Origin of the sequence: Roseobacter phycocola (assembly GCF_042055075.2) — a bacterium.
In the GTDB taxonomy this organism is placed as follows: Bacteria; Pseudomonadota; Alphaproteobacteria; order Rhodobacterales; family Rhodobacteraceae; genus Roseobacter.
In genome coordinates this window covers 13,074-33,508 of record NZ_CP194012.1, presented here as the reverse complement: position 1 = coordinate 33,508, position 20,435 = coordinate 13,074, and the positions used below count along the sequence as shown (strand labels likewise).

The following is a 20,435-nucleotide window of genomic DNA, read 5'->3' as shown; positions in this document are numbered from 1 at the left end:
TTTCGCCAAGTTCGACTGCAGTCCCTGTGCGGCACTCTATAATTTATAGATAGGAATGCCGCAATACGGCCTAACCCCGTTGACCCAAGATCATAATTTTCAGTAGCGCAAGAAATTCCGGGCTTCTGGCCCGCAGTTAAACAGCAGATCTACAACGCTCACGCCTGGTTCAAACTCGCCCCAAAGTTGTCGGTAGGGTTTGTAACCGTTGTAGTCGAACCACCTCAGATGAATATCCTTAGCTTTAAAAACGGCTTCATCCACATAGTCTTTGGCAGATGGACCCGAGATGTACTCGGTGCCACCTGCCTGAAAGCAAAGATCCGCCAGGCGTTCTGTTTTGCCCTCTGAGAGAACATAGTCTCGAGATGAAGAGATCACCGTGCCGATACCCATTTTCTCACAAATGGCTTCGATGAAAACGCGGTTGGTCTCGGACAAATTATTCTGTGTTGCCGACAAAAAAAGCGGCTTCATCCAAGCCGCCACTTCATCGAAATAGGGTGCCCGACGATAGTTCAGCGAAATCGACCGCCAATGCTCCGCGCGCCAGCTCTGATCATGTATCTGCGTTTCGAAGATTTTCTGATGGTATTTTCCCTTCACGGAAACCGGTACAGTCAGCCAGATGGTGCCCTGAGACGTTTTGATTTTATTTCGGTTTCTCCAGTCTCGGCGAGTGTATTGCATGTCGTCATACAATATGAACTCATCTGCTGCAGCGATCATATCGAAATAGCCGCGCCACGGGATGTAGTTTGATTGAACAATTGCAACGCGTTTCATGGATTAGTTCTCTCGCTACTCTGTCACTTGGACGGTGTGGTTTACTCATTTCTGCAACAAAATAGAAGATTCAAATAGTTTGCCGGGAACCGCCCGCGTCTACTGTCATGTGATCACGTCACGAACAATACCCGATTGCAATACTGCTACCTTGTATCGCGTTTCATTACTTTGAAGTATCATCGGCCAGCGATCTGTGTTGCATGGCATAGGCCTCGCTTCCCCGCTGATTTAGGTTTGCACCCTTCATGCCATCTCAGGATTGCATTCAACGTTGATTCGATTTCATTGTCGCGGATGATAATGCATGGAAGGCCGTTTCAGTTTACACGCAACACGTTCGACTGATCGGATTGATCCACTACAGCGACGTAGTGCTCTCAGATAGAGGGTTTGTTCGCATACAGAGTGTGGAAGCGGTGGCCAAAAGACAGGCTGTCATTCGTGAAGCCGAGGTGCCAGTGCCGGTTTACGTTCTGTGGGATCGCATTGAAATTTCTGATGCCTAGCGATCGCTTGCGTAAGTTAGGTTTGCGAACTGTTTACCCTTATTCGCAGAAGATCCGTGACAGCTTTTTTCAGATTATGTGCCCGCTCCCACGCTTCAGTAACAAGGAAGTGACGCTATCCAAAGAACGGTCTACATGGCGACGTACTTTCGGTCGAGCCTGCTGATCAGAACCTTCTGATGGTTTTGACAACGTATGTCGAAACCTCGCGAGCATTGATTATACTGGATGTCGGGCGCACTAAAAACCGTCCATTGCGATCTTATAGACCTATCGATCCTCAGCTCAGAAGGTCTTCAAAAGTTTTTCTCAGTGTATTCGATTGTACTTCCCAAGAATATTTCTGGACTAGCAACTGCTTTGCTTCGCGCGTCATTTCATACAGTCTTCGGTTTTCGACTACCCGTCTTATGTTATGCGCAATGTCGACTGGATCTGTCTGGTCCATCGCTTCACCAATTCCCAATGTTTCGACAAATGTTCGCATTTCTTTGAGGTCAGAAACACATAGTGGAATGCCGGCGAAAGCTGCTTCAAATAGTTTGTTTGGCATAGCGAACTTATGGTTCAACGGGCCATCTTGAAATGGAATGATAGAAACATCCGCTGAGCTTATCGTCCTGGGAACGTCGCATGGCTTGACCGGAGGCAAAAGGGTCACCCGGTCTACCGTCCCGTGCCTTGAAGCGTGCTTCAGCAACCAGTTATCGTCCCTTTTTGTCCTCGGTCCAAGACACACCAGCTGGTAACCAGGCAGGTATGTCAATGCCTGTACGACTTTGTCCAATCCACGGGAATCCCGCTGTATGCCGCCGGTGAAAACGATTAGGGGCTGGTTTTCTTTCAACCCGGCCAGCTCTCGTATCGTTCCACTGACACGATTTTCATCTGGTTCTGCTATCGCTTCCAAAGCGATATTAGGCGAGTTCATCACAAGGGCAGGTGGCGGACCACCAAAACGCCTTCCATACAGTTCGGCAATACCTTTGGACACTGTAATCATTCGCGCAACATGTTCAAAGCAGTCGTCCTCGATCAGACCTGCTAGGTTTTTTTCAAACTCGGATAGATTGTTTGATCTACCGGGTTCATATTCATGGGCATCATAAACGAGTGGCACACCCAACCTGCGCGATAGCCAAACTCCAGCCACCAGACAATAAATGTCATGTGCATGTATGACGGAAGCTTGCAGTTCAACATCTGCGCGGGTTAGGTTGGATGCGAGGATTATTGCTTCTGTCTGATACAGTCTTCTCAGTGCTCTTTTTTGCTGCCTCAGTGCTGTCCCCAATGGCAAGCCAGCCCTGCGTGGTGACGCAGGCATTAGTGAAGACAACAGATTATTCGGAAAAGTAGCGAGTTTCAGGAGGCAGTAGTCGCGAAATCTACGAGATCTCTCGACACCTTTCGCACTCCTGAAGTGGCCAGACTGCATTCGCTTGATTGCGTTCGCGCCGAATCTGGAGTCAAGATCCTGGCTGAGGCTCCGCAGACTCTCGGAGGCTTCAGCAAATGGAAGAAAACAGTCCGCGATGGCAGCTTTCGACCGATCGAGAAAAGGAAAGAGCTCAAGGTCGTCTGCGGAAACTTCCGCGGAGGAAAATACTTCGAAACGCGTAACTTTCAGACCGTCGATATTCTCCTGTTTGGGTTTGCCTTCTTGCCAGCCACACAGAACATGGACTCTGAAGCCGTTGGCTTGGAGCGCAAGAGCTTCTTTCATCACCCGCGGGTCCGAAGTCACGTCCTTGTAGCACAAGGTCAAAACGATGGGGCGGGCGGTACAGGCCATGGTAACCGTCTCCTTTGTGTGCGCTCACTATCGGTGATGGCTTGATGTCACAAGACCTTGTCGGGTGTTGTGCAATACTGAACCGGAAGACCGACAAAACACGATTTTGAGTCCCTTGCTACTTGCAACCGATGTCCCGTGAGCCGGTCGCAGAAATATGAACAGCACTCTACAGTTGCAGCGCATTGGGCGACCAGCTCTTGTTAGTCGAAACGTGCTACTGGCCAAACGAAGATGCGGTACCTAGGTCGCGTTTTCAGTATTTTCCTTGTATTGACGACGAAAGTTTGAGTCTGTGGCGAGGAAGAGGAAACAGTAGCGGGATCAGCAGAGCAGTCTTCAGGAAGCAAGGAAGGCTGCCGAGCCATTTTATCTTTTTTCGTACTGGTGATCATATAGCCGGCGAAACAAGCCGTTTGTCGCAAGCAGGCTGTTTAACGTACCTTGTTCTTCCACACGTCCGTCTTTGATCACGAGTATCAGATCTGAGTTTATTATGGTGGAGAGACGGTGCGCAATAACGATAGTGGTGCGCCCTTTTGTCAAATCGTCCAACGCCTGCTTGACGAGGTGCTCTGACTCGGAATCCAGCGCACTTGTGGCTTCGTCCATAAGAAGAATCGGACTGTTCCTCAAAACGGCGCGAGCGATAGCGACGCGTTGGCGCTGACCTCCGGACAAGCTGGTACCGTTTTCACCCACGATTGTGTCGTACCCATTCTCAAGCTTGACTATAAACTCATGCGCATGTGCAGATCGTGCGGCGCTCTCTATCTCTTCATCTGTCGTTTCGGTTTTCCCGAGCGCGATGTTTTCCCGGACGGTACCGGAGAACAAAAATGTATCCTGGCCTACGAAAGCTATATTTTCCCGAAGCGAGGCAAAAGTTGCTTCCCGCAAATCCAGGCCACCAATCTCGACCCTGCCTTGCGTAGGATCATACATTCGCATTATCAGGTTCATTATTGTTGACTTGCCACCGCCGGATGGGCCAACCAGTGCGGTGGTTTGTCCAGCCGGAAACTCTATGTCGAGGCCATTGAGAATAGAATGTTTGTCTTTATAGCCGAAGTAGACTTCGCTGAACCGTACAGTGCAGGCGCCAGCAGGCAAATCACGCGGTTGTTCTGCTTCGAATAGTCCAACAGGCCTATCCACAACATCGTACATAATCCCCACTCCCACCATTCCAGCCTCTATTGTAACACGCATACGTGCGAGACGTTTGGCCGGTTCGTATGCCATTAAGAGCGCGGTGACGAATGACATCAGCTGGCCCGGTGTGCTCGCGTCTTCGCCGAACAAATTCACGACACTCAGAGCAACAACTGCGGCAATAGCAAATCCAGAGAGCGTTTCCATAAGCGGGCTAGTTGCTGCTTCGAGCTTCGCCTGCGCATTTGCTCGATCCTCAACTTTGCCGACCGCATTGTTCATCCGCGCTATCATGCGCTCTTCAAGAGCGAAGGCTTTCACTACTCTGATACCATTGGCGGTCTCCTGAACTACCTTGATTATCTCGGCCATGTATGTGATTTCGGCCTGCATGATCTGACGCACTTTCGAAAGAATGCGTCGTATGCCGAAAAGCGCGATGGGTCCGAAAGCCAAAGAAAAGAGGGAAAGGGTTGGCTGCTGGTAGACCATAACGATTATCAGCCCGACCAATGTCAAAAGATCCCGAACGAACCCCATAACAAGTGTCTCAACCACTGTTCTGGCAGCCCGCGCGGAGTAAGTCACCCGCATCAGAAGGTCAGAAGACTCTTGCTCGCTGAAAAATGCCAGCCCGTGCTTCAAAATTGCCGAATAAAGCCTGCGCTGCTGTGCCGCTACAATGCTGTTTCCGGCACGGCTGAGAAAAACGGTTTGTATGTATGTGGCGGCTCCCTTGATTGTAAAGATGAGCGCAACAGACGCGGCCACAACAAAAACCTGTGTACGGTTTCCCGTTTCAATCATCGAGTCGATTATGTCTTTCATGATCCAGGCAGTCAGCGCTGTCGTCACAGCAATCACGATCATCGCGACAACAGCGATGGAGTAGTTCCGCAGCTGCAGATGGAAGTTTTCGCGAAGCAGGCGGACAATCAGTTTTCCGTTCAATCGTTCCAACGTGTCCTCTAACATCCGAGTGCGTTCTGCTCTAAGTCAAATCTGTCTATACGGCGACGCACTACACAATAGTTGCACGACCCGAAACAACAATCGGTTGTCATCTGTCCGGGCCTTTTTCTTGCAAAAGCTTCATGTGACGGTTCTTGTCCATTGCAAATTGTTTTGCAGTGTACTTGAAAAAGACATCTCTTTCATCGCGGGCTATTTCTATGGCTCCAAAACGCCGGTAAAAGGAGATGGCTCGTGAGTTTCCTAAGCGTGCATCGAAATAGGATGTGACAAGTCCCAGCCCTTCGAAGGCGATTTCATAGCTCAGAACCGCGCTTTCCAGTGCTGCCTTTGGTGGCTTGTCGTTGTTTAGTACCCAGCTACCCCACGTGAATTGATCTCCGGCGATCTCATATAGACGTACGACACCGCAGGGTCGGCCTGTGTCGCGGCGAAGGATGATATAATAAAACTCTTCGCCGGCTGCTTCTCTTTCACAATAATTCTGCAGCCATTCCGTCTGATCTTGGACCGTGCCGCTGACTGAAGAGAGATATCGGTTGTACCTAATGTCTGAGCGTAGGCCAAAGACGAACTCGGCATCCACCGGCCGTGCGAGGCGGAGGGTCAACCTTACCCCGTCAATTTGGCCAACCTGCGGCTCTCTCATTCCGCGTTTTCCTGTTCCGCGTGGATTTTGGATTTCGGCATTTCCCAGCATCCTGGCTCAAATTTGCTGGTGTGGTCTCGGAAGTTATTATCACATTTCATATCCTGTCAAAGAGTAGTAATCAGACAGCACGGTTCGACCCAGGATAGTAGCAGAATACATGTCAGAAGTTCCTTTCCTCGACCTAGGTGCGGCCTACAAGGCAATACAGCCAGAGATTGATTTGGCGGTCCGGCGCGTGCTTGAAAGTGGTTGGTATATCCTCGGACCTGAAGTCGCGGCATTTGAGAAAGCATATGCCGCGTGGTGTGGCGCTGCCCATTGCGTGGGGGTGGCCAATGGCCTGGATGCCCTGATCCTTAGTCTGCGTGCTCTACAGGTAGGGCCAGGAGATGAAGTGATTGTCCCGTCGCACACTTTTGTGGCGACTTGGCTAGCGGTCTCAGCAGTGGGGGCAACTCCCGTGCCGGTTGAACCTGATGTTGGAACCTACAATATCGATCCAGACAGGGTCGTAGCAGCTGTCACGCGATGCACCAGAGCAGTGATCGCAGTTCATCTTTATGGTCAGCCGGCAAATCTGGATGCGTTGCTCGCTATTTCGCGTGATCATGGAATTGCTCTCATCGAAGATGCTGCTCAGGCACATGGTGCGCTCTATGATGGGCGTCGTATTGGGGCGCATGGTGACGTCGTTTGCTGGAGCTTTTACCCAGGCAAAAATCTTGGGGCATTGGGAGACGGCGGTGCCATCACTACAAACCGGCGCGAAATCGCAGAGAGAATCCGTGTTTTGAGTAACTATGGCTCCAGTCGGAAATACATAAACGACGAGATAGGCGTAAACAGTCGGCTTGATTCGATCCAAGCGGCTGTACTCCAGGTTAAGCTCGGGTATCTCGAAGAATGGAATGCACGGCGCAAACTTATCGCGCATCGATATAATGATGCACTTATCGGAGTCGTCACACCAATTGTGCCAAAAATAGTCAGCCCTGTTTGGCACCTTTACGTGGTGCAGCACCCGAAACGGGATTTGTTGATGAAACATTTGGCGGCGGAAGGGGTGCAAACACTAATCCACTACCCTATTGCGCCTCATCGCCAGCAGGCATATGCCGGACTAGGGCTAGGGCAGGGGACATTTCCCATGGCAGAAACTCTGGCGAACAATGTGCTGAGCCTGCCTATCGGACCGCAGATGACTGATGCCGACGTTGAGTGTGTGATCGAAACTGTCAATCGCGTTTCCACGGCGCTCTGATTCCGCAGCATGGATGATTACATGGCTCGGCCGTCATTCTCTTACATACTACTGACGTATAATCAGCAGGATACTGTGCAGGCCGCGGTTGAATCGGCGTTGAAGCAAACAGGTGTCGTGCTTGAGATCGTTATTTCGGACGATCACTCGACCGACGAAACGTTTGGCGTGATCCAAAAGGCGGTAGCGGGCTACGATGGAGCTCACCGCATTATTCTGAACCGAAACCCGCACAATCTTGGGCTTGCGGGTAATATCGATAAGGCCCACCAGCTGAGCTCAGGAGATGTTCTGATTGCAGCGGCAGGCGACGACCGGTCATATGCAAATCGCAGTGCGCGTATTGCGGCAGCTTTTGCTTGTGGCGGCCCGCTGCTCGTCTGCTCCTACGCAGATGTTATCGGTCCGGATGACCTGCCGGTGAAGGGCAATTTCAGGAAAGCGCTCTTTTACAATGATTGGAATCGTGCGCGAGCCGCCCGGTCAAAGTCTCTCTACATTGGAGCAACCGGCGCTTGGCATCGCGATCTTTATGACCGTTTCGGACCGCTCAGACCTGGTACTTATGAAGATTTGGTGTTGGGGTTCCGTGCCGCGCTGGAAAACCGGATTGAAGTGATAGAAGAAGCGCTCGTGCAGTATCGACTGGGTACCGGAATTACCAGTTCTGATGGCTATTACTCGGATGCGGCGAAGTTTCGAGCGCGGCGTGCCAAAGGGTTTCTGGCGCAGCAGGCCATCATGCAGCAACGAATTGCAGATGCTATCGTTTTCGGTCTGTCGGAGGACGACGAAGTTTTTCAGATTCTGCGCAAAGAACAGGCCAAAGCGGATCTTGGTGTGAGTTACTATGAGTCAACCTGGTTCGCGTTCAGTCGAGCTGCGCTGCGCAACCCGTTGCTGGCGCTGTATATAGTCTGGTCAGAGCGAATGAAGCTGAGAAAAGCAATGCGTGGAATGAACGTACCAGTCGCCGCGGGTCAGGATGACTGAAATTTCTGTTCTTTTGCCGGTTCACAATGGGGCATTGTTTCTTGATGAAACTTTGTATTCGCTTAGACAGCAGGCCTTTGATGATTTCGAGGTTCTGTGCATCGATGATTGTTCGACAGATGCCAGTCCTGATGTAATTCGTCGGCATGCTGACGAAGACAGCCGGATTATTTATTTACGTACTGGAGTAAACCTTGGCAGCGCTGCAAGCGCCTGCAACTTCGCTGCTTCACACGCCACAGGTCAGTGGTTCGTCTACAGCTCACAAGACGATCTGTTTTCGCGAGACTGGCTTTCCAATCTGCACGACAGAGTGATGGAAACCAGAGCGGACGCGGTACTGCCTGATGTTGTATTCTATCATGCGTCGGGCAAGCAGGACCGCGAAATCATTGGATTCCACGGCGACAGGTCGGCTGTACTGACGGGCCGGGAGGCCTTTGTCGCGTCTCTGGACTGGACGGTCGCGGGGAATGCACTTTGGCCGATACGGTTTTTGCGATCGTCCGGGTTTGATGAATTTAACGTATATGCCGATGAATACTCTGTTCGACGGTTTTTCCTTGAGTGCGAACGTGTCGTTTTCTGCCAAGGTACTTTCTACTATCGACAGGACAATGACGCAGCAGTCACAAAGAAATCTGGGCCTGCGTTACTGGACGCCGCAGATGCCAGCCTCCGCCTCTGGGCGCTTGTCTGTGAAAATGGCTTTGATCGGGCTATTCACGGGCCATTTGCATTAAGAACACTGCGGGTCTGTATCAGGGCGATGGCTCTGGTTATTAATACGCCGCATCTTGAAAAAGAAGCAGATCGCTTAGAAGACGTTTGGCACGGAATGCACAGATCGCCCGATTTTCATGCTTCGTTAGCAGCTGCTGATATGAACGGTTTGCGGCGGGCGCACTATACCCGTGCTGTTCAGTCACGTACGTGGTTTCTGTTAGCAGCGAAAATGTCCGCTCTGTTTGCACGCCTAAAACGGCGTTGAATCTTTCGGTGGAGGGTTCTCGTGCGCAAACGGTGTTGGATAAGGGATAGGAAAACAAAATTCTTCGCCGGAACCGGCATATGTGTTACTTGCCTTCGACCTCAGGTAGTTGGCTTTGCAGTCAAGTGGGCTGGCAGACTTCCTTCCGTTCTGCAACGCTGTGCGTTATTGAAACTGATCCAGTTGCCCTGCTTTATCTGTCCATCCATCACAAATTACAGACCGAAAGACCGTGAAATGAATGACGCGCTTCTAGATTTTGAGGGTAAAGCCAGCTTGATCGACCTGCCGATCATCTCGGATCCACGCGGTGATCTGACTTTTGTCGAAGGCGGGCGCCATGTACCATTTGATATTCAGCGGGTGTATTTTCTTTACAATGTGCCAGTAGACTCAGAGCGTGGCGGGCATGCACATCGCGCATTGCAGCAGGTTGTTTTCGCTCTTTCCGGCAGCTTCAGGATGAAGATTGACGATGGAAAATCAAAGTCTGATGTCTGGTTGCGCAATCCCAGGCGAGGACTTTACATCAAAAACATGGTCTGGCGTGAGATGGATAATTTCAGCCAGGGCGCCGTGTGTATGGTCCTCGCATCTCATTACTATGACGAAGCGGACTACTATCGGGACTACGGAGAATTTTTGGCCGCGAGTCAGGCTGGTCAAAAATAGCAGCGTACGACCCATTAAAGTCGTTTTCAGTATGTGTTTCGAGGCCAGACAGTGTGTCAAAATGCCAGCGTAAACGGCAGGCAAAGTGTTGCGCTGCCTTCTTGCTCAACTTTGCGACACCTTGCTCAAACGTCTCTACAGTAAGTTGTGCCGCTGTTTACAATGTTGTTTGCCCAAAGCTGATGTGTCCCGGGGGATTCTGGCTACCTTCGACTGGCTGGCCAGTAAAATCAGTTATCGGGTCCAATTTTCTCGCATCATCTTCCAGCCTCAACCTATGATAATGTTTTTGCTTCAACTCAAAGCTTAACCGCTCTAAACGGGAACAAAGGATGCCGGAGCAGAAACGAAATAAGATCCATGAAAATTTTTCAGTGCATCCACAAATATGCAGCGCACATTCCGCAGTTCGAAGCCCGATGGAACATCGACGATACGTCAACGTTTTCTGAAATCCAGTCAAGTTTGATCCAGGACGGATATGCGTCGGTGTACCGGTTGATACCTTCGGATACGTATCGCGGTGCAGCAGTATTTTTTACAGTTTGGGATTATGAACGCATGCAACTTGCATGGGCGCGGGAAAACGGTTGCCCAGAAACAAACATGAATGAGATCCGAATAGCCCAATTTGAAGCGTTCCGCCCCGACGTGGTGTATGACATGTCTCCATGGGTCTCTACCGAATTTGCAGTGCGGCTGAAACAGATGTTCCAAGGCCCGGTAATCGCCTGGAACTCGTTTCCGAAACTGGACACACCGCCGGCCAACGACACATACGATGCCTTCGTTTCGAACTATCGGCCGTTTGTCGAGTTCTGGAGAAAAAGTGGCAATCCTGCGCTGGAACTGCAACCGGGAATAGACGAAGCTTGGCTGAATTCGAAACCGACACCATTCGGAGATCGCAAGTACGAACTGATGCACTATGGACAAGTTTCTCAGGTGCATTTGCGACGCACTGAACTGATTTGCCAAGTCCATGAACAAGCCAGAGATCAGAACATTGATTTTCATGTTTTCGGGACAGCTGTCAAAAAATACAGAATGAACAGTTTGTGCCGAAAAATGCTGCGCCGCGGCTTAACGCCCCCGGAGTTTGCTGTAGCTTGGCCATCTCGCGAAGTGCGGCAGCTTTTGAATGAACCACTCTTTGGGGCAAATCTTTACGATGCCATACGATCGTCCAAAGCAGTAATGAATACCTATATCGATGCCAGTGTCACGTTCCACAGCAACATGAGGATTTTTGAGACTCTCGGGCACGGTACACTCTTACTTGCACCGCGTGGGGGTGCCTATCCGGAAGGTCTGGTAGAGGGCTCCGATATTATGGTATTTGAAGATGTAGACGGACTCGTTGACTTGGTTCGGCGTATAGGGCGCGACCCTGACCGATACGAAGAGCTGGGAAGTGCCATACAGAAGCGAGTGGGTGAAAACTTCGGGAAAGATCGTCAGTTTGAAACCTTTGCACATTTCGTTGAACAACTTTGAAACAACATGGGACTGCATCAGTAGCTTTACCCATGAAACAGTTGTGACCGTAGTGAGGACTCCAAAGAATGCTTAAGTTTGCTCTGATCGGATGTGGCCGGATTTCCAAGCGTCATGCCCAACTCCTCGGTGGAAATGAGATTGATGGTGCCGAACTGACTGCAGTCTGCGACATCAATGCAGAATCCGCGAAGCTGGTTGGGGAAGAGTACGGAGTTCCCTATTACACGGACCTTGACGAAATGATGAGTAAACATCGTCCGGATGTTGTATCTGTTCTGACCGAAAGCGGTAATCACGCCGGACCTTCTATTGCGGCGGCTGGCTACGGTGCGCACGTAGTTGTGGAAAAACCTATGGCACTTACGCTGAATGACGCCGATGCCGTTATCGCTGCCTGCGATCGTGCGGGCGTCAAGCTGTTTGTGGTAAAACAAAACAGATTCAATCTTCCTGTCGTGAAATTGCGCGAAGCGCTTGAAACGGGGCGCTTCGGTCGCATGACGATGGGTACAGTAAGGGTACGCTGGTGCCGTCCGCAGAGCTACTACGATCAGGCGAAATGGCGCGGTACATGGACAATGGACGGAGGTGTTCTGACCAACCAGGCCAGTCACCATGTTGACCTTCTGAGTTGGATGCTTGGCGAAGTTGAAAGCGTAAGTGCCATGTCGCGCACCGCACTTGCTGATATTGAAGCCGAGGACACGGCCGTTGTGATCTTGCGGTTTTCAAGTGGAGCGCTCGGCATCATTGAAGCGACGACAGCAACGCGACCAAAAGATCTTGAGGGATCCATATCCATTCTTGGCGAGTATGGAACAGTAGAAATTGGTGGATTTGCAGTTAATGAAATGAAGGTCTGGAACTTCGCAGAAGAGCGTCAGGAGGATTCTGAAGTTCTCGAGCGTTACTCGGTGAATCCCCCTGATGTTTACGGTTTTGGGCACCGAGAGTACTACAAACATGTCGTACATGCCATCAATGAAGACGGACCAAACCTTGTGGATGGTTTTGAGGGCCGTAAGAGTCTGGAGTTGATCACGGCTATTTACGAGTCCATTGAGACAGGAAAAGAAATACACCTCAGGTTCCGCCCGAGTCGGGCAAGGCTTGGAAATTAGCAGCGCGTGTCGGGAGATTCGTACAGTCCTGGTCCGGCACGGCGTTTCGCTGTTTCTGTTCGCGACGTAAAGTTCGGGGCCGATGTCACAATTGTTGAGCCATGCAATATCTACGATTGCACTATTCTTGAAGGAGCATTCGTAGGTCCTTTTGTCGAAATCCAGAATGACGTATTCATCGGCGCCAGAACACGCATCCAGTCCCACAGCTTTGTCTGTGCCTTGGTGGAGATTGGTGAAGATTGCTTCATTGGCCATGGGGTAATGTTCATCAATGACAGATTTGAAAACGGTGGGCCGGCGCGGGGCAATAAAGAACTCTGGGCGGAAACGCGCATCGGGGATCGGGTTTCAATAGGTTCCAACTCGACAATCATGCCTGTTCAGATTTGTGATGATGCCGTGATTGGAGCCGGATCTGTTGTCACGAAAAATATTGAATTTCCTGGTGTCTATGCGGGAAATCCGGCGCGCCTTCTGAGGCAGTTCGACATTCTGGAGAAATCATGATGGACGCTGAAAGACGGATCCCTTTGGTTGATCTTCACGCACAGTATGTGAGAATAAAACCAGAGCTTGATGAAGCCATCGCTGAGGTGATAGCTACATCTAGTTTTGTTCGCGGACCGCACGTGGAAGCATTCGAGGCCTCCTTCGCAGCTGTAACGCAACGGCAGCATTGTGTGTCTTGCGGCAACGGAACCGATGCTCTTTATATCGCAATGATGGCGCTTGGTCTTAAGCCTGGGGACGAAGTCATCGTGCCTGCAATGTCGTGGATTTCCTCCAGCGAAACTGTCACCCAAGCGGGTGGCAAGGTTGTATTTGCTGATATTGATACGGAAACACACTGCATTAACCCGCTGGATATTGAGGATAAAATTACTGATCGTACAGTAGGTATCATCCCGGTTCATCTTTATGGGCATCCAGCTCCCATGGATAAAATCATGAAAATTGCTGATCATGCAGGATTATGGGTCTTGGAAGATTGTGCTCAGGCACACCTTGCAAGTCTGAACGGTCAGTCGATTGGGTCATTCGGCATTGCCGCTACCTTTTCCTTTTACCCTGGCAAGAACCTCGGAGCTATGGGAGACGCCGGAGCAATCGTGACGAATGATGAAACGCTTGCAAATCACATGGCCCGTTTCGCGCGGCACGGAGGTCTCCAGAAACATGAGCATGTGATTCAAGGGATCAACAGCAGGTTGGATGGGATACAGGCTGCAATTCTGAACGTGAAGTTGCGCCACCTTTCCGATTGGACACAAAAACGGCAATATCTGGCAGCCCGCTATACAACGGGGCTTTCTAAGCTGCCAGGCCTCAGATGTCCGTCAGTAGGAAAGGGGGCTACTCACGTTTGGCATCTTTATGCTGTTCAGGTCGAAGCGCGCGAACGGTTAAAAGAGGCTCTTTTAGATCGGGGGGTATCTACGGGCATTAATTATCCGTGTGCGCTGCCACTGCTACCTTGCTACAAAAAAGACCTCCACCAACCGAGCTCCTTTCCCATCGCCCATACCCTTAGTCAGGAAACACTTTCGTTGCCGCTTTATCCGGAACTGTCGGAAGCACAACAGGACTATGTTATTGATGCAATACGCGCAATTTTTGGCGATGAATGACCGGCTTCGGAATTCTATGCAGATCAGAGATCGGCATGGGAGGCAATTTTGGAGAGACGACCAATAGCGCACTGGCTGAGTGCGCTTGGATGTCTTTCTTTTTAGCATAGCGGTGAATACACTTCCAAAGCGGGTTCTATCATTGATATGTGATCAAAACGGATAAGCAATGGGGCAGCTTTCCTAAAATCGCTATTTCTCGTTTGTTAAGGGCACACCACTGTTGGAATATTTTGTGCTGTTCCAAAAATACGTAAGTTTTTTAACTGCGGTGAGGGTGCTCAAACTGGTCAATGCAGTTTTGACCGAACACCAAGATCAGGCTTGTCCCGATGGTCAATGACTGGTTGATAAGTTCCTATTGGATTTTGTATTTCTGTCTCATATTTTTAAGCTCCGGAAGAATCGAAACGAAGGCGAAAAAGGCGGCCCACCTATCTGGCTGATATCGGAGCGATCAAAGAGCATGCCGTGCATAACCTAAGTGAAGGTTATTCTAGTACTTCCTAGGCAGGTAAGTAAACGAAGTAGATTTCTTCCGCGCAGCATTTGATTAAGTAAACGTGGCCCAGCTTTATGATAGAACGCCAACGGGTGGTTTTGAATCGCTCGAAGTTGAAAGGCTTTTACCTTCTACCTTCGACAACCTGTACTTGGCGCCCTAAACCGGCCAACTGAGTGTAAGACTAATGCGGAATCTGGCAATGACTAAGATTTTGGGAATATGAGAACAGAGTAGAATCGGCCCTGATGATCCCAGCTGGGCAAGCTACGACTCATCAAGCAATCAGAGTAGGATTTCGATCAAGAAAGCTGAAAGCGCTATAGTTTTGGCCGCAGCCGAAAGTAAGTTGGAGTGTTGTGCGAAGTGTATACCTGCGTTTAACACTTAAAGAAGAGCACGCGTAGAAAATAGAAATGTACGGGCTTGATACGTTGGCGAACTATATGGTTCGTAATATATCTTATGTTAAAATCCAATTTGATATGTTAACTTTGTCACGTATTCGTTCATTGATAACCTGTAACTTGGCTCTATCGCACATGATCCAAACGTTTGAACGTGAACGCATCAGAGTTTTCTTTGCGCAGCACGAACGTAAACAGCAGTGATCCTTGGTCTGTTACCCGTATCATGGTTCTCTGATCCTTTTTGCGGGTTTTTACGCATGTGCCTTCGCAATCCGGTTCCAATCGCATAGGCTATCCCAAAAGTCACAGTTCGTTTTTTTGGTTAAGGAGCTATGTGTACCAGAATGCAACTGTCTTTTAATTTGAAGCGCTTACCAGCATTATTACGAATGACGGACGTCGGGAAAGCCCTCTCCAGGCAGTGTGTTTTGTGACACGGCCCGACTTAAGCAGCCTTATAACCAACCTGATCGTCTGCCCGCAGTGTGATGCGGTCTGGAGCCTTGAGCGTCCCGACGCCGGTCAGCGTGCTGTCTGTGGCCGCTGTGGCGAAGTGCTGATCGAACCACGGCGCAGGGCCGGAAAACAGATCATCGCCCTGTCACTGGCAATCGCCGTGCTGATTATTGCAGCGGCCCTTTTTCCTTTTCTGACGATTTCTGCTGCCGGGGCGACAAACTCGGTGTCCGTGCTGCAGGCGGCTCTGGCATTCAGCGATGGGCCGCTCGTGCTGCTGTCTCTGGCGACTGCAGCGCTGATCGTATTCATCCCGCTGGCCCGGGTTCTGCTGTCGGTTTATGTTCTCATTCCCATCGTCCGGGACAGGCCGCCTGCCCGCCATGCTGCGAAGGCGTTCCGCCTCTCAGAAGCACTCCGGCCCTGGTCGATGGCTGAGATTTTTGTCATTGGCTGTGCCGTGGCACTCATCAAGATCAGCGACCTTGCGGAAGTTTCCTTCGGGCCCGCATTCTGGATGTTTTCAGCTCTGGTTCTGCTTGTCGTTGTCAATGAAGCTTATTTGTGCAGATGGTCGGTATGGAACGCCCTGAGCAAGACAGAAAAGTCATAAGCGCCCGGGATATGGGCCTTGTGTGCTGCAGGCGCTGCACCGGGATCTGGCCCGCTGAAACCAAGCGGTGCGGACGTTGCGGGAAGAAGCTCGTCGTGCGGGACTGGCAAAGCCTGCAACGGGTCTGGGCGCTGCTGCTGGTGGGCCTGATGTGCTACATCCCGGCAAATCTCTACCCGATGCTGCGCACGCGTACGCTGTTTTCCGTGCAGCAGGACACGATCATAGGGGGCGCAATCAGTTTTATCGAATATGGCAGTTATTTTGTGGCGGCCGTAATTCTTGTTGCCAGTGTAGTCATTCCGCTTGCCAAGTTTCTGGCCATCGGCTTTCTCGCGATATCCGTGACGCGACCTTCCTCGGTATCTGCCCATCAGCGACAGCTGCTGTACGAGGTTGTCGAGTATATTGGTCGCTGGTCCATGATTGATATTTTTGTTGTTGCGATCATGTCTTCGCTGGTGCAACTGAACACACTGGTTGCGGTACAACCGGGGATCGCCAGTCTTTTCTTTGCATTGTCGGTCATTTTTACCATGCTGGCGGCACAGGCTTTTGACAGCCGTTTGATCTGGGACGCCGGGGTAACGCGGGAAAGAGTACAGTCTGATGAATGACAAACCCTCCCCTGTTGCCATTGAACATGGCAGGTCGCCGGTCTCCGGACGTGCCTCGATGGTCTGGCTTATTCCTCTTGCGGCTCTGATCATTGCTTTGTTCGTTGCATGGCAGTCATTTAATGCACGCGGTCCGCTGATCACGATCCAGTTTGAGAACGGCGCAGGCATTACAGCGCGCCAGACTGAACTGCGGTTCCGGGATGTCAAAGTGGGCGTCGTCGAACGGGTCGTGTTTGCCGAAGGGCTTGAAGGCGTCGTGGCCGAGGTCAGGCTGAACAAGGACGTCGCAGCCTATGTCGATGCAGGCGCAAACTTCTGGGTCGTGCAGCCGGAGTTCTCGGCGCGCGGTGTCACAGGCCTTGATACCGTGCTCAGCGGTGTTTTCATCGAGGGATCATGGGACGGAGAAATTGGCCTGCCCCGCAGCACGTTCAAAGGCCGCACAACGGCCCCGCTCTTTCTGCCCGGTGACCAGGGTCTGCAGATCGCGCTGCGGACAGTGCCCGGCGGGACCATGTCAGACGATGTTCCGATCCTCTACCGTGGGATCGAAGTTGGTCGGGTTGGGCCCGCGCGCATCTCTCCTGAGGGTAATTTTGCAATTGCAGAGGCGGTCATCTACGCGCCTCACGGGCGCCTGATCACGCGCGCCACGCGGTTCTGGGACACATCGGGCTTCAGCGTCAGCATCGGCCCGGGGGGCGCAGGTATCGATTTCTCATCAATTGCGTCGCTTGTGGGTGGTGGCATTACCTTCGACACCTTTGTTTCCGGCGGAGAACAGGTTGTCGACGGGACGGTGTTCGAGGTTTTCGGCGACTCTGTGGCGGCACGAAACAGCGTGTTCAATGCCTCCGAGGTTGAGGTTCTGGAACTTCGGGTGATTTTTGACGAAAACATCTCAGGTCTGGTGTTGGGTGCGCCGGTAGAACTGAGCGGGTTGAGGATCGGGACTGTCGAGAGCCTGTCAGGCGTAGTGGATCAGGCGGCCTTCGGAGACTCGCGTGTGCGGCTGAGCGTGGTGCTGGGGGTCCAGCCTGCCCGCCTTGGGCTGCCGGGTGACGCAAGCGCCGAGGCAGCGCTGGAGTTCCTGACCGCCCGCGTAGCGGATGGATTGCGCGCACGCCTTGCCTCCGGCAGCCTGCTGACCGGTGGGCTGAAAGTTGAACTGGTGGAGGTACCGGATGCGCCTGCAGCCGACCTGTTGGTGTCAGAGGCTGGCGTGCCGCTGATGCCGACGACGGCCAGCGAAGTGTCTGATGCCGCAGCAACTGTTGAAGGCGTCTTTACGCGCCTGAACAGCCTGCCGATCGAGGACCTGCTGAACAGCGCTATTGAATTTCTCGATGGGGCGCGTGCGCTTGTGACGGATCCCGCGCTGCGCGATGCACCTGAGGAAGTAAAGGCACTGCTGGGCGACGTGCGCGGGATCGTGACGGCCCCATCTGTTCAGGAAATACCGGTTGCGCTGAACGCGGCACTCGTGCGGCTGGAAGCTTTGCTGGCGCAGCTGGAGGAGGACCAGGCGGTCGCCCGCATCACCGGGGCCATTGATGCGGCAACTGTGGCGGCCACGTCTGTTTCGGCCTCTGTCGCCGGGCTGCCGGGTCTCGTAGAGGGTCTGACAGACGTGGCCGCCAGGGCAGAGGTACTGCCGCTGGAGGCGCTGACGGATCAGCTGACAGAGCTGCTGGCCTCTGCTGATGAAATCCTGAGCACCACGGCAGCACAGGACCTGCCCGCCTCGCTCGGGGCAGCGCTGGATGAGCTGAACGCGACGCTTGCGGAACTGCGTCGCGGGGGTGCTGTAGAGAACGTAAATGCGACACTGCAGTCCACACGTGAAGCCGCAGATGCGGTGGCGCTTTCGAGCCGTGACCTGCCGGCGATGGTGGACCGCATAACGGCGGTGTTTGACCAGGCCAGCGCAACTATTGCAGGGTATGACCGTGGCGAAGCGCTGAGCCGTGACGCACAGGCCGCGCTGCGGGATATTTCGCGGGCGGCCGAGGCGATTACGTCACTGGCGCGGTTGCTGGAACGAAACCCTGGTGCATTGATCAGAGGACGCTGAATGAAACGGAGCCATCTGCTGTTGATCGGGGGTCTCCTCGCTGGGCTCACGGCCTGTACGACCACTGCGGACCGCTATGCGGTACCGCCTGTCGAGGTCGCACAGCAACAGCGTATCGCTTTCCGCTCGGTTGAGGTGCGCGAAGTATCGCTGCCCGCTTATGCCGCGTCGGATGAGATCACGACACAGGATGCGGATGGCAGACTTGTCAGCGCGGGCAGTGTTCTCTGGGCCGACACGCCGGGTCGGGCGGTGGCGCTGGAGCTGAGCCGTTATCTGGCCCAGATTACGGGCGCACGTGTTGCCTCTGCCCCATGGCCTTTTGAGGCATTTGCCGATGCGATGCTGGATGTGCGGTTTGAAAGACTTGTTGCTCAGGCAGACGGTGTCTTCCGTGCAACGGGTCAGTACTTTGTCGGGGTGACGGACGGCAGGCGCGAGCGGTCCGGATTCTTTGATCTCACTGCGCCGTTTGATCCCGAAGCTGGCCCGGGCGCTATCGCTGCATCCAGAGGTCAGATTATTGCTGATCTCGCGGCTTTTGTGGCGCGTGATGGTCTGCGCTAACCCGGCCAGTCGGCCAGGCCCTGCGCCAGCCGGTTCAGTGCCTCCTCGAGGTTGACTTCCGCGCCACCGCCGACCCCCAGCCTGATGTGCCCGGCTTGCCCATACGCACTGCCCGGCAGCAGGAACGTCCGGTAGGGATCCGCGAGCAGAAAACGGGCGAAAGCGTCGCTGTCGATCCCTTCGGGCAGTTTTCCAAGCCCGATCAGGCCTGCCTGAGGGGGCACCCAGGTCAGTCCCGGCTGAGACGAAATCCAGCCGTTCAGATGCGCCAGATTTGCAGCGCCAGCCCGTCGGGCGGCGTCCAGGGAGGTCTGATAACGGGCCGGACGCAGGGCGATCTCAGCAATAACTTCGCCCATGATGTTCATGATTTCAGAGGCATTTTCGCGCCGGATCACGGCATCCATCACAAGATCTCTGTCCGGACAGATGAGCCACCCGGTCCGCAACCCCTGAAGACCGAGCGCTTTGGACACGGAACCCGTTGTGATCCCCCTCTCGTACAGACCGGCAACCGAGGGCGCACGCGGCGCATTCCATTCGAGCCCCGCATAGACTTCATCGACAATCAGCCATGCCCCAACGCTGTCAGCAATGCGCACGATGTCCTTGAGTTCGCCGCGGTCCAGCATCCGACCCGTAGGGTTGTTGGGGTTGCTGAGAAAAATCAGTCTGGTCTTTGAGGTGACGGCCTTTGCCAGATGATCAAGCGGCAAAGCCCAGCCTTCTGCCTCCTGCCGATGCACATGCACGATCCGGGCACCCGCGGCTTTCGCCAGAACATCCGCCTGTGGCCAGCCCGGGGTTTCCGTCACAATCTCGTCGCCGGGGCGCAGTAACTGCATGATTGCGAGGTAGTTGGCTTCTGCTGCGCCTGCCGTGATCAGCACATCTTCGGCTGCGCAGATACCCGCCAGCCCGGCCTGGTCCAGAACATGATCGCGCAGTTCGGGCAGACCCCGGAAGTCCTGCCCGTTCCAGTCCAGTGACTGCTGCGGATCGAGATCATCGAGGAAGTCGCCCAGCACGGGAGACTGAGACAGTGAGAAGCCTACAATCGCTTCCGGTGCGGCATCGGTGGTTTCCAGCATGTACTGAAACAGAGTGTGTATCTTGACTTTCACAGGCGCTCCCCTTTTGCTCGGATCAGAAAGC

17 protein-coding genes are annotated in these 20,435 nt (G+C 52.8%); 12 read left to right on the top strand and 5 right to left on the bottom strand.

What is annotated here, in order from left to right; translation table 11 throughout:
• Positions 1 to 99: 99 nt before the first annotated feature.
• From AB4K19_RS20650 to AB4K19_RS20635, 4 genes are all read right to left on the bottom strand, one after another.
• A complete protein-coding gene (locus AB4K19_RS20650; protein ID WP_375227378.1) occupies positions 100 to 786 on the bottom strand; it encodes a WbqC family protein in 687 nt (228 codons plus the stop codon).
• 789 nt (positions 787 to 1,575) lie between these two features.
• Positions 1,576 to 3,090 carry a glycosyltransferase gene (locus tag AB4K19_RS20645; RefSeq protein WP_436399648.1) on the bottom strand — a complete coding sequence of 505 codons (1,515 nt, stop codon included), beginning with the start codon at positions 3,088 to 3,090 and terminating at the stop codon, positions 1,576 to 1,578.
• 369 nt (positions 3,091 to 3,459) lie between these two features.
• Complete coding sequence (locus AB4K19_RS20640) at positions 3,460 to 5,220, bottom strand: ABC transporter ATP-binding protein (protein WP_436399647.1); 1,761 nt, start codon at positions 5,218 to 5,220, stop codon at positions 3,460 to 3,462.
• 85 nt (positions 5,221 to 5,305) lie between these two features.
• Complete coding sequence (locus AB4K19_RS20635; protein ID WP_375227380.1) at positions 5,306 to 5,866, bottom strand: GNAT family N-acetyltransferase; 561 nt, start codon at positions 5,864 to 5,866, stop codon at positions 5,306 to 5,308.
• A 160-nt stretch (positions 5,867 to 6,026) separates the two neighbouring features.
• Between AB4K19_RS20635 and AB4K19_RS20630 the strand changes: the two genes are divergently transcribed.
• The 12 genes from AB4K19_RS20630 to AB4K19_RS20575 all read left to right on the top strand — a co-directional run bounded on the left by AB4K19_RS20630 (position 6,027) and on the right by AB4K19_RS20575 (position 19,280).
• Positions 6,027 to 7,130 carry a DegT/DnrJ/EryC1/StrS family aminotransferase gene (locus tag AB4K19_RS20630; protein ID WP_375227381.1) on the top strand — a complete coding sequence of 368 codons (1,104 nt, stop codon included), beginning with the start codon at positions 6,027 to 6,029 and terminating at the stop codon, positions 7,128 to 7,130.
• Positions 7,131 to 7,139: 9 nt separating this feature from the next.
• Complete coding sequence (locus tag AB4K19_RS20625; protein WP_375227382.1) at positions 7,140 to 8,123, top strand: glycosyltransferase; 984 nt, start codon at positions 7,140 to 7,142, stop codon at positions 8,121 to 8,123.
• A complete protein-coding gene (locus AB4K19_RS20620) occupies positions 8,116 to 9,114 on the top strand; it encodes a glycosyltransferase family 2 protein (protein WP_375227383.1) in 999 nt (332 codons plus the stop codon). The genes AB4K19_RS20625 and AB4K19_RS20620 overlap by 8 nt, the downstream gene beginning before the upstream one ends.
• 237 nt (positions 9,115 to 9,351) lie before the next feature.
• Positions 9,352 to 9,786, top strand: coding sequence for a sugar 3,4-ketoisomerase (locus AB4K19_RS20615; protein WP_436399646.1), 435 nt, complete (start codon positions 9,352 to 9,354; stop codon positions 9,784 to 9,786).
• A 360-nt stretch (positions 9,787 to 10,146) separates the two neighbouring features.
• Entirely contained in the window at positions 10,147 to 11,283 is a 1,137-nt protein-coding gene (locus AB4K19_RS20610) for a glycosyltransferase family protein (protein ID WP_375227384.1), read from the top strand.
• 68 nt (positions 11,284 to 11,351) lie between these two features.
• Positions 11,352 to 12,407: a Gfo/Idh/MocA family protein gene (locus tag AB4K19_RS20605; protein ID WP_375227385.1), complete on the top strand. Its 1,056-nt coding sequence runs from the start codon at positions 11,352 to 11,354 to the stop codon at positions 12,405 to 12,407.
• 6 nt (positions 12,408 to 12,413) lie between these two features.
• A complete protein-coding gene (locus AB4K19_RS20600) occupies positions 12,414 to 12,917 on the top strand; it encodes an acyltransferase (RefSeq protein ID WP_436399645.1) in 504 nt (167 codons plus the stop codon).
• Positions 12,914 to 14,038: a DegT/DnrJ/EryC1/StrS family aminotransferase gene (locus AB4K19_RS20595; RefSeq protein WP_436399644.1), complete on the top strand. Its 1,125-nt coding sequence runs from the start codon at positions 12,914 to 12,916 to the stop codon at positions 14,036 to 14,038. Before AB4K19_RS20600 ends, AB4K19_RS20595 begins: the two co-directional genes overlap by 4 nt.
• A 1,342-nt stretch (positions 14,039 to 15,380) precedes the next feature.
• Positions 15,381 to 16,019 carry a paraquat-inducible protein A gene (locus AB4K19_RS20590; protein ID WP_375227389.1) on the top strand — a complete coding sequence of 213 codons (639 nt, stop codon included), beginning with the start codon at positions 15,381 to 15,383 and terminating at the stop codon, positions 16,017 to 16,019.
• A gap of 11 nt (positions 16,020 to 16,030) precedes the next feature.
• Complete coding sequence (locus AB4K19_RS20585; RefSeq protein WP_436399660.1) at positions 16,031 to 16,636, top strand: paraquat-inducible protein A; 606 nt, start codon at positions 16,031 to 16,033, stop codon at positions 16,634 to 16,636.
• Positions 16,629 to 18,713, top strand: a complete 2,085-nt coding sequence (locus AB4K19_RS20580) for an MlaD family protein (protein WP_436399643.1) — start codon at positions 16,629 to 16,631, stop codon at positions 18,711 to 18,713. Before AB4K19_RS20585 ends, AB4K19_RS20580 begins: the two co-directional genes overlap by 8 nt.
• On the top strand, positions 18,714 to 19,280 hold the full coding sequence (locus tag AB4K19_RS20575; protein WP_436399642.1) for a PqiC family protein: 567 nt from the start codon (positions 18,714 to 18,716) through the stop codon (positions 19,278 to 19,280).
• On the opposite strand, the gene AB4K19_RS20570 is transcribed toward AB4K19_RS20575, so the two are convergent.
• A complete protein-coding gene (locus AB4K19_RS20570) occupies positions 19,277 to 20,404 on the bottom strand; it encodes a pyridoxal phosphate-dependent aminotransferase (RefSeq protein WP_436399641.1) in 1,128 nt (375 codons plus the stop codon). The two genes, AB4K19_RS20575 and AB4K19_RS20570, sit on opposite strands and share 4 nt — an antisense overlap.
• Between the last annotated feature and the right edge of the window lie 31 nt (positions 20,405 to 20,435).

What these genes read in the sequence shown, in the direction of transcription:
- AB4K19_RS20575 (WP_436399642.1), top strand. Translation starts at nt 18,714, where the DNA reads ATGAAACGGAGCCATCTGCTGTTGATCGGGGGTCTCCTCGCTGGGCTC.
- AB4K19_RS20640 (WP_436399647.1), bottom strand. Translation starts at nt 5,220, where the DNA reads ATGTTAGAGGACACGTTGGAACGATTGAACGGAAAACTGATTGTCCGC.
- AB4K19_RS20625 (WP_375227382.1), top strand. Translation starts at nt 7,140, where the DNA reads ATGGATGATTACATGGCTCGGCCGTCATTCTCTTACATACTACTGACG.
- AB4K19_RS20585 (WP_436399660.1), top strand. Translation starts at nt 16,031, where the DNA reads ATGGGCCTTGTGTGCTGCAGGCGCTGCACCGGGATCTGGCCCGCTGAA.
- AB4K19_RS20620 (WP_375227383.1), top strand. Translation starts at nt 8,116, where the DNA reads ATGACTGAAATTTCTGTTCTTTTGCCGGTTCACAATGGGGCATTGTTT.
- AB4K19_RS20605 (WP_375227385.1), top strand. Translation starts at nt 11,352, where the DNA reads ATGCTTAAGTTTGCTCTGATCGGATGTGGCCGGATTTCCAAGCGTCAT.
- AB4K19_RS20645 (WP_436399648.1), bottom strand. Translation starts at nt 3,090, where the DNA reads ATGGCCTGTACCGCCCGCCCCATCGTTTTGACCTTGTGCTACAAGGAC.
- AB4K19_RS20595 (WP_436399644.1), top strand. Translation starts at nt 12,914, where the DNA reads ATGATGGACGCTGAAAGACGGATCCCTTTGGTTGATCTTCACGCACAG.
- AB4K19_RS20610 (WP_375227384.1), top strand. Translation starts at nt 10,147, where the DNA reads ATGAAAATTTTTCAGTGCATCCACAAATATGCAGCGCACATTCCGCAG.
- AB4K19_RS20630 (WP_375227381.1), top strand. Translation starts at nt 6,027, where the DNA reads ATGTCAGAAGTTCCTTTCCTCGACCTAGGTGCGGCCTACAAGGCAATA.
- AB4K19_RS20650 (WP_375227378.1), bottom strand. Translation starts at nt 786, where the DNA reads ATGAAACGCGTTGCAATTGTTCAATCAAACTACATCCCGTGGCGCGGC.
- AB4K19_RS20635 (WP_375227380.1), bottom strand. Translation starts at nt 5,866, where the DNA reads ATGAGAGAGCCGCAGGTTGGCCAAATTGACGGGGTAAGGTTGACCCTC.
- AB4K19_RS20615 (WP_436399646.1), top strand. Translation starts at nt 9,352, where the DNA reads ATGAATGACGCGCTTCTAGATTTTGAGGGTAAAGCCAGCTTGATCGAC.
- AB4K19_RS20580 (WP_436399643.1), top strand. Translation starts at nt 16,629, where the DNA reads ATGAATGACAAACCCTCCCCTGTTGCCATTGAACATGGCAGGTCGCCG.